The organism is Streptomyces europaeiscabiei, assembly GCF_001550375.1.
GTDB classification, from domain to species: domain Bacteria; phylum Actinomycetota; class Actinomycetes; order Streptomycetales; family Streptomycetaceae; genus Streptomyces; species Streptomyces europaeiscabiei.
The window spans coordinates 1-16,135 of record NZ_LRTR01000155.1 but is presented as its reverse complement, the minus strand read 5'-3'; the positions used below and the strand labels follow the sequence as shown (position 1 = coordinate 16,135).

At 70.3% G+C, this 16,135-nt stretch carries 10 protein-coding genes; 1 reads left to right on the top strand and 9 read right to left on the bottom strand.

The genetic code is table 11. The features are described 5' to 3' along the window. The 3 genes from treS to AWZ10_RS07020 all read right to left on the bottom strand — a co-directional run. Positions 1 to 1,639 (bottom strand): maltose alpha-D-glucosyltransferase (treS, locus tag AWZ10_RS07030; protein ID WP_060890682.1); only part of this gene is annotated, 1,639 nt, incomplete at its 3' end. After that, a complete protein-coding gene (locus AWZ10_RS07025) occupies positions 1,636 to 3,774 on the bottom strand; it encodes an alpha-1,4-glucan--maltose-1-phosphate maltosyltransferase (protein WP_060890681.1) in 2,139 nt (712 codons plus the stop codon). The genes treS and AWZ10_RS07025, both read right to left, overlap by 4 nt. 230 nt (positions 3,775 to 4,004) lie before the next feature. Beyond that, entirely contained in the window at positions 4,005 to 5,237 is a 1,233-nt protein-coding gene (locus tag AWZ10_RS07020; protein WP_046705777.1) for a S8 family peptidase, read from the bottom strand. A 408-nt stretch (positions 5,238 to 5,645) separates the two neighbouring features. Between AWZ10_RS07020 and glgP the strand changes: the two genes are divergently transcribed. Further along, positions 5,646 to 8,315: an alpha-glucan family phosphorylase gene (gene glgP / locus AWZ10_RS07015; protein ID WP_060890680.1), complete on the top strand. Its 2,670-nt coding sequence runs from the start codon at positions 5,646 to 5,648 to the stop codon at positions 8,313 to 8,315. A 193-nt stretch (positions 8,316 to 8,508) separates the two neighbouring features. Here glgP and AWZ10_RS51400 read toward each other — a convergent pair whose 3' ends face one another. From AWZ10_RS51400 to AWZ10_RS06990, 6 genes are all read right to left on the bottom strand, one after another. After that, the gene (locus AWZ10_RS51400; protein WP_159058226.1) at positions 8,509 to 8,655 is read right to left on the bottom strand and encodes a hypothetical protein; all 147 of its coding nucleotides are present in this window, start codon (positions 8,653 to 8,655) and stop codon (positions 8,509 to 8,511) included. A 206-nt stretch (positions 8,656 to 8,861) separates the two neighbouring features. Then, the gene (locus tag AWZ10_RS07010) at positions 8,862 to 9,395 is read right to left on the bottom strand and encodes a DUF1990 family protein (RefSeq protein ID WP_060890679.1); all 534 of its coding nucleotides are present in this window, start codon (positions 9,393 to 9,395) and stop codon (positions 8,862 to 8,864) included. An 83-nt stretch (positions 9,396 to 9,478) separates the two neighbouring features. Further along, positions 9,479 to 11,140: a M4 family metallopeptidase gene (locus AWZ10_RS07005; RefSeq protein WP_060890678.1), complete on the bottom strand. Its 1,662-nt coding sequence runs from the start codon at positions 11,138 to 11,140 to the stop codon at positions 9,479 to 9,481. Positions 11,141 to 11,479: 339 nt separating this feature from the next. Then, positions 11,480 to 13,549 (bottom strand): M4 family metallopeptidase, encoded by a 2,070-nt coding sequence (locus AWZ10_RS07000; RefSeq protein ID WP_079104309.1) that lies wholly within the window; start codon positions 13,547 to 13,549, stop codon positions 11,480 to 11,482. A gap of 330 nt (positions 13,550 to 13,879) precedes the next feature. Beyond that, positions 13,880 to 15,652, bottom strand: a complete 1,773-nt coding sequence (locus AWZ10_RS06995; protein WP_060890676.1) for an ABC transporter ATP-binding protein — start codon at positions 15,650 to 15,652, stop codon at positions 13,880 to 13,882. Beyond that, on the bottom strand, positions 15,649 to 16,135 hold a 487-nt coding region (locus AWZ10_RS06990; protein ID WP_159058225.1), incomplete at its 5' end, for an ATP-binding cassette domain-containing protein. The genes AWZ10_RS06990 and AWZ10_RS06995, both read right to left, overlap by 4 nt.

Sequence of the window (16,135 nt, the reverse complement as noted above, 5' to 3'; positions counted from 1 at the left end):
CGGGGAAGCGCACACCGCCGATGAGTTCTACGGGGTGGCGTCCTTCGTAGGCGCGCAGATCGAGTTCGGTGGGCTGTGCGAAACGGGAGAAGTTGTTGACGCACAGCACCAGGTCGTCCCCGTTGCCCTCGGTCGAGGGCGCCTCCCGCAGGAAGGCGAGGACGGCCGGGTTGGACGACGGCAGTTCGGTGTAGGTGCCGAGGCCGAACGCCGGGTTCTGTTTGCGGATCTCGATCATGCGGCGGGTCCAGTGCAGCAGTGACGACGGCGACGACATGGACGCCTCGACGTTGGTGACCTGGTAGCCGTAGACGGGGTCCATGATCGTCGGCAGTGACAGCCTGCCGGGGTCGCAGGAGGAGAAGCCGGCGTTGCGGTCGGGTGTCCACTGCATGGGGGTGCGTACGGCGTCGCGGTCGCCGAGCCAGATGTTGTCGCCCATGCCGATCTCGTCGCCGTAGTAGAGGATCGGCGAGCCGGGCAGGGACAGCAGCAGGGCGGTGAAGAGTTCGATCTGGTTGCGGTCGTTGTCCAGGAGCGGGGCGAGCCGGCGGCGGATGCCGATGTTGGCGCGCATGCGCGGGTCCTTGGCGTACTCCGCGTACATGTAGTCGCGTTCTTCGTCGGTGACCATTTCGAGGGTCAGCTCGTCGTGGTTGCGCAGGAAGATGCCCCATTGGCAGCTGGAGGGGATGGCCGGGGTCTTGGCGAGGATTTCCGAGACGGGGTAGCGGGATTCCCTGCGGACCGCCATGAAGATCCTCGGCATCACCGGGAAGTGGAATGCCATGTGGCATTCGTCGCCGCCGCTGGGGAAGTCGCCGAAGTAGTCGACGACGTCCTCCGGCCACTGGTTCGCCTCGGCCAGCAGCACGGTGTCGGGATAGTGCGCGTCGATCTCCTTCCGCACCCGCTTGAGGAAGTGGTGGGTTGCGGGAAGGTTTTCGCAGTTGGTGCCCTCCTGCTGGTACAGGTAGGGCACCGCGTCCAGGCGGAAGCCGTCGATGCCCAGGTCCAGCCAGAACCGCAGCGCCGAGATGATCTCCTCCTGTACCGCCGGGTTCTCGTAGTTGAGGTCCGGTTGGTGGGAGAAGAAGCGGTGCCAGAAGTACTGCTTGCGGACGGGGTCGAAGGTCCAGTTGGAGGCTTCGGTGTCGACGAAGATGATGCGGGCGTCCTGGAACTGTTTGTCGTCGTCGGCCCAGACGTAGTAGTCGCCGTAGGGGCCGTCGGGGTCGTTCCTGGACTCCTGGAACCACGGGTGCTGGTCGCTGGTGTGGTTCATGACGAAGTCGATGATGACGCGCATGCCGCGTTGGTGGGCGGCGTCGACGAACTCGACGAAGTCGGCGAGGTCGCCGAACTCGGGGAGGACGGCGGTGTAGTCGGAGACGTCGTAGCCGCCGTCGCGCAGGGGCGATTTGAAGAAGGGCGGGAGCCAGATGCAGTCGATGCCCAGCCACTGCAGGTAGTCGAGTTTGGCGGTGAGGCCCTTGAGGTCGCCGATGCCGTCGCCGTTGCTGTCCTGGAAGGAGCGGACGAGGACCTCGTAGAAGACGGCGCGTTTGAACCAGTCAGGGTCCCGGTCCTTCTGCGGAGTGTCCTCGAAGGTGTCCGGAACGGGCTCGTTGACGATCATTGTGTGGGTGACCCCCCGATCTGCGGGTTGGACGGTCGCAGGACGGTCAGTACGTGGGCGGGCGTGCGGCCCGGTTCTAGACGTACGTAGTTGTTCCTGCCCCAGGTGTAGACCTCGCCGGTGAGCTCGTCGCGCACCAGCACGGACTCATGCCAGTCCAGGCCGAGTTGCGGCATGTCCAACGAGACCGTGGCCTCCTGGGTGTGGTGGGGGTCGAGGTTGACCACCACCAGAACCGTGTTCGAGCCCGCCCGCTTCGAATAGACGATCACCGCTTCCTGGTCGGCGTGGTGGAAGTGCAGATCCCGCAACTGACGCAGCGCCGGGCTTCGACGCCTGATCTCGTTGAGCTTGCCGAGCAGTGGTGCGATCGTACGTCCGTCTTGTGCGGCTGTGTCCCAGTCGCGGGGGCGGAGTTGGTATTTCTCGGAGTCGAGGTACTCCTCGCTGCCGGGCTTGAGCGGTGTGTTCTCGCAGAGTTCGTAGCCGGAGTACACGCCCCAGGTGGGGGAGAGGGTGGCGGCCAGGACGGCGCGGAGTTCGAAGGCGGGGCGGCCGCCTTCCTGGAGGAAGGCGTGGAGGATGTCGGGGGTGTTGACGAAGAAGTTGGGCCGCATGTAGCTCGCGGCGTCCCCGGCGAGTTCGGTGGCGTAGTCGGTGAGTTCCTGTTTGGTGGTGCGCCAGGTGAAGTAGGTGTAGGACTGCTGGAAGCCGGTGGCGGCCAGGGTGTGCATCATGGCGGGGCGGGTGAAGGCCTCGGCCAGGAAGATGACGTCGGGGTCGGTGGTGTTGACGTCGGCGATGACCTGTTCCCAGAAGAGCACCGGTTTGGTGTGGGGGTTGTCGACGCGGAAGATCCGTACGCCGTGGTCCATCCAGTGGCGCAGGATGCGGGTGGTCTCGGCGAGGAGGCCGGGCAGGTCGGCGTCGAAGGCGATGGGGTAGATGTCCTGGTACTTCTTCGGCGGGTTCTCCGCGTAGGCGATCGTGCCGTCGGGGCGGTGGTGGAACCACTCGGGGTGTTTGTGCACCCAGGGGTGGTCGGGGGAGCACTGCAGGGCGAAGTCCAGGGCGATTTCCAGGCCGAGGGCGCGGGCTTCGGCGACGAAGAAGTCGAAGTCCTCGAGGGTGCCCAGGTCGGGGTGGACGGTGTCGTGGCCGCCCTCGGGGGAGCCGATGGCCCAGGGCACGCCCACGTCGTCCGGGGTGGGGGAGAGGGTGTTGTTGCGGCCTTTGCGGAAGGTGGTGCCGATCGGGTGGATCGGGGGGAGGTAGACGACGTCGAAGCCCATCCGGGCGATGGCCGGCAGGCGGCGGGCGGCGGTGCGGAACGTGCCGTGGGGCTGCTCGGGGGTGCCCTCGGAACGTGGGAAGAACTCGTACCAGGAGCCGAACAGGGCCCGTTCCCGTTCCACCAGCAGCGGCAGCGGCTCCGACGACGTGACCAGTTCGCGCAGGGGGTGGCGGGTCAGGACCTCGTCCACCTCCGGCGCCAACGCCGCCGCCAGCCGGGAGGAAGCGGGCCGGGCGGTGTCCCGCAGCGCGTCCACGGCGGCGAGGAGCGTGCCTCGTCCGCTCCGGCCCTCGGGGATGCCGTCGGCGGCGCGCTCGTGGAGGCGGGCGCCCTCCTCCAGGACGAGTTCGGTGTCGATACCGGCCGGGATCTTGATGCGGGCGTGGTGGCGCCAGGTGGTGATCGGCGCGCCCCAGCCCTCCACGGTGTAGGACCAGACGCCCTCGCTCGGTACGGAGACGGTGGCGCCCCAGCGGTCCGTGCCGGGGGCGAGTTCACGCATCGGGGTCCAGTCGGCCGGGCGGCCCTCCGGGTCCCTGAGCACGACGTTGGCGGCGACCGCGTCGTGGCCCTCCCGGATGACGACGGCCGAGATCTCGAAGGCCTCGCCCACGACGGCCTTCGCCGGCCGGCGGCCGTGGTGGACGGTCGGCCGTACGTCGAGAACCGGTATCCGCCCGATGGTGGGGGCGCCCGGTGTCGCGGGGGTCTTCGGGGGTGGCGTGACCGGCGCGGGCGGGCCCGTGTGCGCCGGGCGTGCGGGGCGTGCGGCGGTGCTGTCAGGTGTGGCGGTGGTGGTACTGGGCGTCGGGGGTGGTGACGAGTGGTGCGTGGCGGGCATGACCGCTCCTGTCCGCGTCAACGTGGGTGGGCGGATGAGGGTGTGGGGAGGTTGGGGCCAGCGGGATGTACCGGTGGAGCCTTCCCACACAGTGCGGGTGGGCATTCCGGCACTTTGTTAACTACTCACGCGTATGTCTACACACAAGACCGGCCTCGTCCGAGAGGGGCGAGGCCGGTCACTGTAGTCGCTCTGGGTAAAGAGCCGTTCACCTGTGGTGTTACGGGCTCCTACGAGTTGTCGACGTGGAGAAGCTTGTTCGGGGAGCCCGGATATTTGTCCTTGACCTTGCCCGAAATCGAACGCTCCACCAGCGCCCTGCCCACGTCGGCAGGTGCCGCCCGCGGATGGTCGGCCAGATACAGGGCCGCCGCGCCCGCGGCGTGCGGGGAGGCCATGGACGTACCGGAGTGGGTCGTCTTCCCGGTGTTGCTCCTGTGGGACGCGGAGGTGATGGACACACCGGGGGCGAACAGGTCAAGGATCGGGCCCCAGTTCGAGAACTTGGCGCGGACGTCCTTCTTGTCGGTGGCGCCGACCGTGATCGCCTGCTTGACGCGGGCGGGTGAGTAGAGGCCCGCGGCGAGGCCGTCGTTGCCCGCGGCGACCGTGTACGTGACCCCGGACGCTATGGAGTTGCGTACGGCCGCGTCGAGCTGGGCGTTGCCGTGCCCGCCCAGGCTCATGTTGGCCACGGCCGGCTTCCTCGCGTGCTTGGTGACCCAGTCGATGCCCGCTATCACCTGGGAGGTCGTCCCCCCGCCCGCGTCGTCGAGCACGCGTACGGCGACGACCTCGGCCTTCTTGGCGACGCCGTAGGTGGTGCCGGCGACGGTGGCCGCGACATGGGTGCCGTGCCCGTTGCCGTCCTGTGCGGTCCGGTCGTTCTGGACGAAGTCCCAGCCGCTGACGGCCCGCCCGCCGAAGTCCTGGTGCGTGGTCCGGATGCCGGTGTCGATCACGTACACGGTGACGCCCCTGCCCGCCGACTTCGGCCAGGTGTAGCTCTTGTCGAGCGGCAGGTTCGACTGGTCGACGCGGTCCAGGCCCCACGCGGGCGGGTTGGGCTGCCGACGGCCGGACGCGAACTGCCGGCCGTCGTAGGTGACCTTCGTGTCCTGGACGACCGAGGCCACACGGGGGTCCGCCGCGAGACGCCTGGCCTGTTTCTCGTCGGCCCGTACGGAGTAGCCGTTCAGGGCGGTGCTGTACGTGTGGCGTATTTTCGCCCCGTACTTCGTCGCTATGCCCTTTCCGGCCTTCGACGGGGCCTTCGTTCCCGCCTTGAGGGTCACCAGGTAACTGCCGTTGACGGAACCGGGACCCCCGGCTCCCTGGACGAGCCCCTCCGCGGCGGCCTGCGCGGGCAGGGAAATGGCCGAAAGTGCCGCGGCCGTCATGACCGCGGTGAGCCCTCCCGCCCAGCGCGTCCGCCTGATTCTCGCCTCTGCCGGGTGACGCATGTGTGAGAACCCCCTCCTCGAACCGGCGCACCAACACCAGGGTTCTCCGGAAGCCGGTCGTGGCGGGCTGCAGGAGTTCGCCGGATTCGGCCGAGGTCGGCCGGTACGCCACTGGGCAGCCTCTCGTGCGGTGTGAAGCACCACAAGGCCGCGCGGAGGGGGGTAATCGGCCATATCGCCCGTGGGGTACATGTGAAGTTGCGGCGGGGATGCGACGAATTCAGGACTGAACTCCCCGGGGTGGACTGCCCGCCGGGGCGGCCGGGGTACGGATGCGCCGTAATCGCATACCGAGGGACGCCCCGTGGTTGCCGGGCCCCCGCGCCGCTACCGTCGGGGGATGACGAACGGCGCACAGCGGAGTGCGTCCCCCGGCCCGTACGTCCTGGCGCGAAGGTGGAACCCTCTGTGAAGGCCATCCGCAGATTCACCGTCCGACCCGTCCTGCCCGAAGCCCTCCACCCGCTCAGCGAGCTGGCGCGCAATCTGCGCTGGTCCTGGCACGCGGAGACCCGTGACCTCTTCCAGTCGGTCGACCCCGAGCGCTGGGCCTCCTGCGGCGGCGACCCCGTGCGCCTGCTCGGCTCCGTCTCCACCCGGCGCCTCGCCGAACTCACCGAGGACCGGCGCTTCCTGCGCCGGCTGACCGCCGCCGCCGACGACCTGCGTGACTACGTCACCGGGGACCGCTGGTACCAGGCGCAGGGGCGGGGGGAGGCGCAAGGGCAGACGCGGGCACAGACGTCCGAACTCCCGGCAGCCATCGCCTACTTCTCGCCCGAGTTCGGCATCACGGCCGCGCTGCCGCAGTACTCCGGCGGCCTCGGCATCCTCGCAGGCGACCATCTGAAGGCGGCCAGCGACCTCGGCGTGCCGCTGATCGGCGTCGGGCTGCTCTACCGGCACGGCTACTTCCGGCAGTCCCTGTCCCGGGACGGCTGGCAGCAGGAGCACTACCCGCTGCTCGACCCGAACGAACTGCCCCTGGTGCCGCTCCAGGAGGCCGACGGCTCACCGGCCCAGGTCGGCCTGGCGCTGCCCGGCGGGCGCCGGCTGCACGCCCGGATCTGGCAGGCCCAGGTGGGCCGGGTGCCGCTGCTGCTGCTCGACTCGGACGTCGAGGAGAACGACCTCGGCGAACGCGGCGTGACCGACCGGCTCTACGGCGGCGGCAGCGAACACCGGCTGCTCCAGGAGATGCTGCTCGGCATAGGAGGTGTGCGGGCCGTACGCACGTACTGCCGGCTCACCGGCCACGCCGGGCCCGAGGTCTTCCACACCAACGAGGGTCACGCCGGCTTCCTCGGCCTGGAACGCATCGCCGAACTCCGTGACGAGGGGCTCGACTTCGACGCCGGACTGGAGGCGGTCCGCTCCGGCACGGTCTTCACCACCCACACCCCCGTCCCCGCCGGCATCGACCGGTTCGACCGCGAGCTGGTCGCCCGCCACTTCGGCCCCGACGCCGAACTCCCGCGCATCGACGTGGGCCGCATCCTGGGGCTGGGCATGGAGACGTACGCGGGCGGCGACCCGAACGTCTTCAACATGGCGGTGATGGGGCTGCGGCTCGCCCAGCGGGCCAACGGTGTCTCCCTGCTGCACGGGCAGGTCAGCCGGGAGATGTTCTCGGGACTGTGGCCGGGGTTCGACCCGGACGAGGTGCCGATCACCTCGGTCACCAACGGCGTGCACGCCCCGACCTGGGTGGCCCCGGAGGTCTTCCGCCTCGGCGCCCGGCAGATCGGCGCCGAACGGACCGAGGACGCCATGACGGTCGGCGGCTCGGAGCGCTGGGACGCCGTGGGCGACATCCCCGACCAGGACATCTGGGACCTGCGCCGCGACCTGCGCGAGCAACTGGTCGTGGAGGTACGGGAACGCCTGACCGCCTCCTGGCGGCAGCGCGGCGCCGGCACCGCCGAACTCGGCTGGATCGACGGCGTCCTGGACCCGGATGTGTTGACGATCGGGTTCGCGCGCAGAGTCCCGTCCTACAAGCGCCTGACTCTCATGCTGCGCGACCCCGACCGGCTGATGGAACTGCTGCTCCATCCGCAGCGGCCGGTGCAGATCGTGATCGCGGGCAAGGCGCACCCGGCGGACGACGGCGGGAAACGCCTGATCCAGGAGCTGGTGCGGTTCGCGGACGATCCGCGCGTCCGCCACCGGATCGTGTTCCTCCCCGACTACGGCATGGCGATGGCGCAGAAGCTGTACCCGGGGTGCGACGTCTGGCTCAACAACCCTCTCCGCCCCCTGGAGGCGTGCGGGACGAGCGGCATGAAGGCGGCCCTGAACGGCTGTCTGAACCTGTCGGTGCTGGACGGCTGGTGGGACGAATGGTTCCGGCCGGACTTCGGCTGGGCGATCCCCACGGCGGACGGTACGGCGACGGACGACGACCGCCGGGACGACCTGGAGGCGTCGGCCCTCTACGAGTTGCTGGAACAGCGGGTCGCCCCGCGCTTCTACGAGCGCGGGCAGGGCGGCCTGCCCGACCGGTGGATCGAGATGGTCCGCGAGACCCTGACGCATCTGGGCCCGAAGGTGCTGGCCGGCCGCATGGTCCGGGAGTACGTCGAGCGCCTGTACGCCCCGGCCGCCCGAGCCCACCGGTCGCTGGTCCCGGACGTGGCCCGGGAGCTGTCGGAGTGGAAGGCACGGGTGCGGGGCGCCTGGCACCGGGTGACCGTGGACCATGTGGAGACCTCGGCGGCTCCCCTCAGTACGGCCGCCGAGCTGGGCGCGACGCTGGTGCTGCGCGTCCGGGTCGGCCTGGGTGAGCTGGTGCCGGACGACGTCGAGGTCCAGGCGGTCTCCGGCCGCGTCGACAGCGAGGACCGCATCACCGACGCGACGTACGTCCCGCTGAAGCCGACGAGCGGCCCCGACGACGAGGGCCGCTGGGGCTACGAGGGCCCGCTGTCCCTGGACCGCACGGGCTCCTTCGGCTACACGGTCCGCATCCTGCCGGCCCACCGGCTGCTGGCCTCGGCCGCCGAACTGGGGCTGGTGGCGGTGCCGTCGGAGGAGATGGGGGAGATGGGGGAGCAGGCGGGGGTGTTGATGCGGTAACGGCTCTTCCCGCGACCGCGCCCCGTATGGGCACCGCCTGTGCGGGGCATCGATTCTCGGTCGTGGACCTCCGCGCCCGTGCGCCGCTTCACCGAGCCGACAGGTGGTGCGACGGCCGGCCGGGACCCGGTGCCGTACGGGTCTCCTCGGAGCCGGAGGTTGCGATGACGCATGCTCTGCCGTGTGATCGGACTCAGGGCACGGCGGGGAGCAGCAGGTGAGAGTCGCGGTCGCCGCCGGTGCGGATGCGACGCAGTCCCAGGTTGCGGGTGGCCGGCACGGACTGCTGCCCGCCGGGACGGGTGGGAGGCCCGATGGGGTGACCGGCGACCTCGACCACGAGCCGTTCGCCCGGAAGGCGAGGAAGGTGTCGAGGCCGTCGCCGTCCCAGGTCTCCACCGAGGTCTCGACACTCCCCCCAGAGCCCGCGGGCCCTGACCAGGAAGTCGAGCGTTGGTTCGTCTTCGTACCGCCGAGTCGGTTCCGAGAGCAGTAGGCGTGCGGGCCCGGGGTTTCCCACCTGGACCTTGGGGCTGCAGCGCTGGTTCACTCCTTCGGGTTGTCCGCCAACCGCCGCAGCACCACCCCGCACCGCCGTGCGTAAGCATGCTGCAGCCCCCTGGTCGCCGCCCCGCCCGCACGGGCGTACCACTTCGCGCCGCGGCTGAAGGCCGTGACCGTCAGCCAGACCGTGCCGTCTCCGGTGCGGTCGACGACGAAGGCCTCCTCGCCGGACTCGGGGTGGCCCGGGAGCGTGCCGTAGGCCCAGCCCTTGCGGCGGGGCTCGTCCACGGTCCACACCACCCGGCACGGGGCCTTGATGACGCCGCCGAGGGTGACCGTCACGTCGACACCGGGGGCCGCCTCGGGGGCGGAGGCGCGTATGCCGACGCCGAGGGCGCGGTGCATCTCCCAGGTGCGGACGGCGTGCGCGGCCCGCTCGAACACGTCGGTGCCCTCGCCTATGCGGGAGCGGACGTGCAGGGGGTTGAAGTCGGGCGGGCAGTGGCCGTCGCGGGTCGCGCCGACCGCGTCGTACGTGAAGGGACCCTCGGGGAGCGGGGCGTTTGTTGCGGGCATGGCGCAAAGCCTAGGGCGGCACCCGGAGTCGCCTTCTCTCCGGGTACCGCCCCAGTCACCTATACCTGCACCACCACGTCAGGTCAGGCGTTGACGTTGACCGCCGCCCACGCCGCGTTCACCGCCGCGTACTCCGCGCTGCTGGAGCCGTAGAGCGAGGACGCCGCGTTCAGGGTCGCCGTGCGGGCGCCCTTGTAGTTGGTCGTCGAGGTCATGTACGTGCTCAGCGCCTTGTACCAGATCTGGACGGCCTTGGCGCGGCCGATACCGGTGATCGTGGCGCCGTTGGAGGTCGGGGAGTTGTAGCTCACCCCGTTGATCGTCTTCGAACCGCTGCCCTCCGAGAGGAGGAAGAAGAAGTGGTTCGCCGGGCCCGACGAGTAGTGGACGTCCAGGCTGCCCAGCGACGACGACCAGTAGTTGGCCGAGCTGCCGTCCTTGCTGGGCTGGTCCATGTAGCGCAGCGGGGTGCCGTTGCCGCGGATGTCGACCTTCTCGCCGATGAGGTAGTCACCGACGTCGGTTGAGTTGGCCGCGTAGAACTCGACGGCCGTGCCGAAGATGTCGGAGGTGGCCTCGTTCAGGCCGCCGGACTCGCCGGAGTAGTTGAGGCCGGCCGTGTTGGAGGTCAGGCCGTGGCTCATCTCGTGGCCGGCCACGTCCAGGGAGGTCAGCGGCTTGATGTTGCCCGCGCCGTCGCCGTACGTCATGCAGAAGCAGCTGTCGTCCCAGAACGCGTTGACGTACGCGTTGCCGTAGTGGACGCGGGAGTAGGCGGCGACGCCGTTGTTCTTGATGCCGTTGCGGCCGAGGACGTTCTTGTAGAAGTCCCAGGTGACCTGGGCGCCGTAGTGGGCGTCCACGGCGGCGTTCTGGTCGGTCGAGGAGCTGGTGACGCTGCCGGTGCCCCAGACGTCGTTGGCGTCGGTGAACAGCGTGCCGGCCGAGGACGACGTGGCGCGGGCCTTGTTGTACGTCTTGTGGTTGCCACGGGTGGCGTCCGTCAGGTTGTACGTCGAGCCCGACAGGGTCGTGCCGATGGTGACCGAGCCGTTGTACTTGCTGTTGCCGGTGCCGGTCTGGATGGCCTCGAACTCGTACAGCTTCTTGCCGGTCTCCGCGTCGGTGATCACGTGGAGCTGCTGCGGGGTGCCGTCGTGCTGGAAGCCGCCGACGACCGTCTCGTAGGCGAGCGCGGGCTTGCCGCTCGCCGCCCAGACGACCTTGCGCGGGGCCTTGTCCGCCTCGGTCTTGGTGGAGCCCTCGGCCTTGGCCGCCTTCAGCGCCTGCTTCTCGGCGGTGGCCTTGGTGACGTCGGCGGTGAGGTCGGAGACCTTGACGGTCGCCTTGGTCGCTCTGGTGACGCTCTTGACGGTGCCGGCCTTGGACTCGTGGACGACCAGGTCGCCGCCGAGGACCGGGAGGCCGCCGAACGTGCGCTCGTAGCGGGTGTGGACCGTGCCGTCCGTGTCCTTGAGGACGTCGCGGACGACCAGTTCCTCCTTGGCGCCCAGGCCTATCTCGTCGGCGGTCTCGGCCGTGGCCGCGTCCGCCTTCTTGATCAGGGCGGTGCGCGCGGCGGGGGTCAGTTTGACCGGGGCGCCGGCCGACTGGGCCTTGCCCGCGACGGGCGCGGGCTGGGCGGTGGCGCCGGTGGTCAGTCCGGTGGTCAGCAGGGCACCGGCGGCGACGGCGGTCGCGAGGGCCAGCGTGGTGCTCTTGCGACGCGCGTAGAACGGAGTCACTCATGCTCCTTGGTGGGGGAGACCGGACGGTATGGGGAGCCGTCCGGCGGAACTGAAGTTACGAGTGCGGCGGGTGGCTGAAGCGTGCCACCAAGGGCGCGTACATGTCAGGAGGGCAAGGTGATGTTGGCCGAAAGTCAACCGTCCTGAAATGTTGCTGCCATGTAAATCGGCTTCGAACACGGCAAAGGCGCAGCAAAGCGGGGGCCGGTGATCAGCAAAGCAGCGGCCGGAGAACCGCAAAGAAGGCGCCGCCCCGGGGAGTTGGCTCCACCGGGGCGACGCCCTGTCACTTCACGCTCACCTCAGGCCCTCGTATATGAAGGGCCGTGCCGCACCCTACGGGAACGTCAGCTTCCAGCCACTGATGTAGCCGGTGTCCCGGGCCGCGTTGTCCTGGACCCGCAGCTGCCAGACACCGTTCGCGACTTCGGAGGACGCGTTCACGGTGTATGTGGTGTTGAGGTTGTCCGAGCTGCCGCCGGTGCCGTACGCCTTCATGGTGTACGCCGTGCCGTCGGGGGCGACGAGCTGGACCTGGAGGTCACCGACGTAGGTGTGGACGATGTCCACGGCGACCGGGAGGTTCGAGGGGGCGTTGCCGGTCCGGCCGGAGACGGTGATCGGCGAGGTGACCGCCGCGCCGTTGTCCGGAATCGACACGTCGGTCGTGCTCTCGAACGACGTACCGCCGCCCCCGCCACCGCCGGGCCGCGAGCCCACGTTGATGCCGGCCCACGCGTTCTGCACCGCCGTGTACTCGGCGGACGTGGTGCCGTACAGATCACCGGTGACCGCGAGCGTGCCGGTGCGGGCCGCCGCGTAGTTGGTCGTCGACGTGAACTTCGTGGTCAGCGCCTTGAACCAGATCTGCTCCGCCTTGGCGCGGCCGATGCCCGTCACCGGGAGGCCGTCCGAGGTGGGCGAGTCGTAGTTGACGCCGTTGATGGTCTTGGCGCCGCTGCCCTCGGAGAGGAGGTAGAAGAAGTGGTTCGCGGGGCCCGACGAGTAGTGCACGTCGATCGAGCCGATGCCCGAGTACCAGGCGTCCTTGGACGAGCCGTCCTTGCTCGGCTTGTCCATGTAACGCAACGGCGTGCCGTCGCCGTTGATGTCGATCTCCTCGCCGATGAGGTAGTCACCGACGTCGGAGGAGTTCGCCGCGTAGAACTCGACCGTGGAGCCGAAGATGTCGGAGGTGGCCTCGTTCAGGCCGCCGGACTCTCCGCTGTAGTTGAGCTTCGCCGTGTTGGAGGTGAGGCCGTGGGACATCTCGTGCGCGGCCACGTCGATCGACGTCAGCGGGTTGGCGTTGCCCGAGCCGTCGCCGTACGTCATGCAGAAGCAGGCGTCCTGCCAGAACGCGTTGACGTAGTTGTTGCCGTAGTGCACGCGCGAGTAGGCCCCGACGCCGTCACCGCGGATGCCGCTGCGGCCGTGCACGTTCTTGTAGTAGTCCCAGGTCAGCGCCGCACCGTAGTGGGCGTCGGCGCCGGCCGACTCCAGGTTCGAGGGGGCGCCGTTGCCCCACACGTCGTCGGGGCCGGAGAACAGGGTCCCGGTGCCGGAGGTGCCGCGGTTGAGGTTGTACGTCTTGTGGCCGCCGCGCGCGCCGTCGGTGAGGTTGAACGTCGAACCCGACTGCGTGGTGCCGAGGGTGACCGAGCCGCTGTACACCGTGTTGCCGGTGCCGGTCTCGACCGCCTCCCACTCGTACAGCTTCGCGCCGCTGGTGGCGTCGGTGACGACGTGCAGCTCCTGCGGGGTGCCGTCGTGCTGGAAGCCGCCGACGACCGTCTCGTAGGCGAGGACGGGTTTGCCGCTCGCGGCCCAGACGACCTTGCGGGGCGCACGGTTGATCTCGGGGCTCTTGGCGTCCTCCGCCTTCGCCGCGCCGAGCGCCTGCTTCTCGGCCTTGCCGGCGGAGACGGCGGGCGTCAGCGACTTGACGGCGATCGTCGCCTTGGTGGCCTTGACGATGCCCTCGGTCCCGCCCGCCTTCGACGTCTCGACGACCAGGTCGCCGCCGAGGACCGGGAGGTCGTCGTACGTCCGCTCGTACCGCGTGTGCACGGTGCCGTCGCGGTCCTTGAGCACGTCGCGGACGACGAGCTTCTCCTTCGCGCCGAGGTTCAGCTTCTCGGCCGTCTCCGCCTTGGTGGCGTTGGCCTCGCGTATCAGCTCCGCCCGCTGGGCGGGGCTGAGCTTCATGGAGAGCGCGCCCGGGTTGGCCTTGCCCGCGGCCGACGGTGCCTTCTCCGGGGCGGCGGTGGCGGCGCCCGACTGGACTGCCGCGGCCAACAGGGCGGTGACGGCGACGAGCGCGCCGGCGGCCGCGCGCCGCCGGGTGCTGTGGCCGAAGGTGTTACCGGTGTGGGAGGTGCGTCTGTGGGACTGGCGTCTCAACACTGACTCCTTCTGCGTGGCCGCGGTTCGCGCGGCCAGGGGAGACCGGACGGCTGGTGACCGTCCGGGCAGAACAAGGTGAGAACTGGTGAACGCTTAACCACATGCGTGGGGGTGCTTCGCGGCACGGCCGGACCTCCATGTGAGGTTGCTGTGTCGCGGTTGTGGGCAGAGTGGCAGGAGACTGCGGGTCCTGTCAGGAGCGCGTCAAGAAGTTGGCTGGAAATGGTCCGTTGCCCGGTTGGTCATGTTCGATATACGGACTGTTCGTGCTGTTCTGGTCGGTCGTGTGCGAACCGCTCCGCTCGATCCGGGCCGGTGCCTCGCGGGCCGTCAGGCCGCCCCTTCCCCGTGCCACCTCTGCCACAGCGCCGCGTACGCGCCCTTCGCCGCCACCAACTCCTCGTGTGTGCCCAGTTCCGTGAGCAGACCGTCCTCCATGACGGCCACGCGGTCCGCGTCATGGGCCGTGTGGAGGCGGTGGGCAATGGCGATGACCGTGCGGCCGTGGAGGACGGCGGCGAGGGCGCGCTCGGTGTGACGGGCGGTGGTGGGGTCGAGGAGGGCGGTGGCCTCGTCGAGGATGAGGGTGTGGGGGTCGGCGAGGACCACGCGGGCGAGGGCGAGCTGCTGGGCCTGGGGGCCGTCGGTGCGGCGACCGCCCTCACCGAGGCGGGTGTCGAGACCGTCGGGGAGGTCGCGGACCCAGTGGTCCGCGCCCACGGCCGTCAGCGCCGTCCACAACTCCTCGTCCGTGGCCGCCGGTTCGGCGATCAGGAGGTTGTCGCGCACCGTACCCAGGAAGACGTGGTGCTCCTGGGTGACGAGGACGACCTGGCGGCGCAGACGTTCGGGCCCGAGATCGACGACGGGGACACCGCCGACCGTCACCGTCCCCTCGGTCGGCGCGTCGATGCCGGCCAGGAGGCGGCTCAAGGTCGTCTTGCCGGCGCCGGACGGGCCCACCACCGCGAGCCGTTCGCCCGGCCGCACGGTCAGGTCCACACCGCGCAGTACCTCACCGCCCCGCTCGTAGGCGTAACGGACCCCGGTCACGTCGATGCGGTCGTCCGCCGGTTTCGGGGTGTCGGCGGCGGCGACACGCGGGGCACCGGCCAGCCCCTCCACCCGGGCGAACGAGGCGCCGCTGCTCTGCAGCAGCTCCACCCGCATCAGGATCTCGTCGAGCGGGCCGCTCAGCTGCTGCAGATACAGTGCCGCCGCCACCACCGCGCCCAGGCTGACCGAACCGCGCGCGAGCAGCACCCCGCCGACGAGGAGGACGAGCACCTGGGGCACGAAGTACGAGACCTCCACGCCCGGGAAGAACACCGTGCGCAGGAACAGGGTGTGGAACCGGCGCCGCCGGGACACCTCCAGCGCGTCCCGGCTAGCGGTGATCCGCCGTCGCTCCAGCCGCAGCGCCTCGACCGTACGGGCTCCCGACGCGGTCGCCGCGACGATCTCCGCGACCTCGGAACCGGCCGCGCCCTCCGCGAGATACCCGGTACGCGCCCGGCGCAGATACCAGCGCAGCACCACCCCGATACCGCCAAGACCGGACAGCGCGCACACCCCGAGCAGGGGATCCAGCGCGAACACCGCGCCGATCAGGAACACCGCCTGCACCGAGCTGATCAGCAGCTCGGGGCCCACGTCCCGCAGCGTCCTGCCGACCGCGTCCACGTCCGCCGTGCCACGCGCCGTCAGATCACCGGTCCCCGCCCGCTCCACGACCGACGCCGGGAGCGCCAGCGTCCGGTCCACGAACTCCTCGCGCACCCGCGCCAGCGTCCGCTCCCCGAACCGGTGCCCCACGAACCGGGCCCAACGCGCCAGCAGCAACTGCGCCACCGCGCACAGCAGGATCACCGCAGCCAGCCGGTCCACCGCTGCGACGCCACCCCCGCCGCGCACCTCGTCGATGATCCGCCCCAGCAGCCACGGCCCGGCCAGCCCCATCGCGGCCGCCGCCCCGTTCAGCCCCAGTACGGCGAGGAACGCCCGCCCGTCCGCCCGCACCAGCCGTACGGTGGCCCGCCGTACGGCGACCGCCTCCGCGACGGGCAGCCGGCCCGAGGCGGGGGGTGTGGGTTGCGTGGTCACCGTGCGACCTCCTCGACCGTGCTCTCGTCCGGGTCCGCTTCCCGGCCCGAACCGTCTTCCTGCCCCGTGCCGTCCTGCCCCGTGCCGTCTTCCTCCCCGGGACCGTCTTCCTCCCCCGCGTCCCGCGCCACCAGCGCCCGGTATCCCGGCTCGCCCGCGAGGAGTTCGCGGTGGGTGCCGGCGGCCGCGACCTTGCCGTCGACCAGGTGCAGGACGGTGTCCGCGTGGTCCAGGACGAGGGGCGAGGTGGTGGTGACCAGGGTCGTACGGCCCTCGCGGGCGGCCCGCAGCCGCTGGGCGACCCTTGCCTCGGTGTGGGCGTCGAGCGCCGAGGTCGGCTCGACGGCGAGCAGGATCTCGGGGTCGGCCACCAGCGCCCGCGCCAGCCGTACGCGCTGCCGCTGACCGCCGGAGAGGTTGCGGCCCCGGGCGTCGATCGCCGAGCCGAGGCCGTCCGGCAGGCCCTGCACGATGTCCTCGGCC

What these genes read in the sequence shown, in the direction of transcription:
- AWZ10_RS07010 (WP_060890679.1), bottom strand. Translation starts at nt 9,395, where the DNA reads ATGCCCGCAACAAACGCCCCGCTCCCCGAGGGTCCCTTCACGTACGAC.
- AWZ10_RS07020 (WP_046705777.1), bottom strand. Translation starts at nt 5,237, where the DNA reads ATGCGTCACCCGGCAGAGGCGAGAATCAGGCGGACGCGCTGGGCGGGA.
- AWZ10_RS07025 (WP_060890681.1), bottom strand. Translation starts at nt 3,774, where the DNA reads ATGCCCGCCACGCACCACTCGTCACCACCCCCGACGCCCAGTACCACC.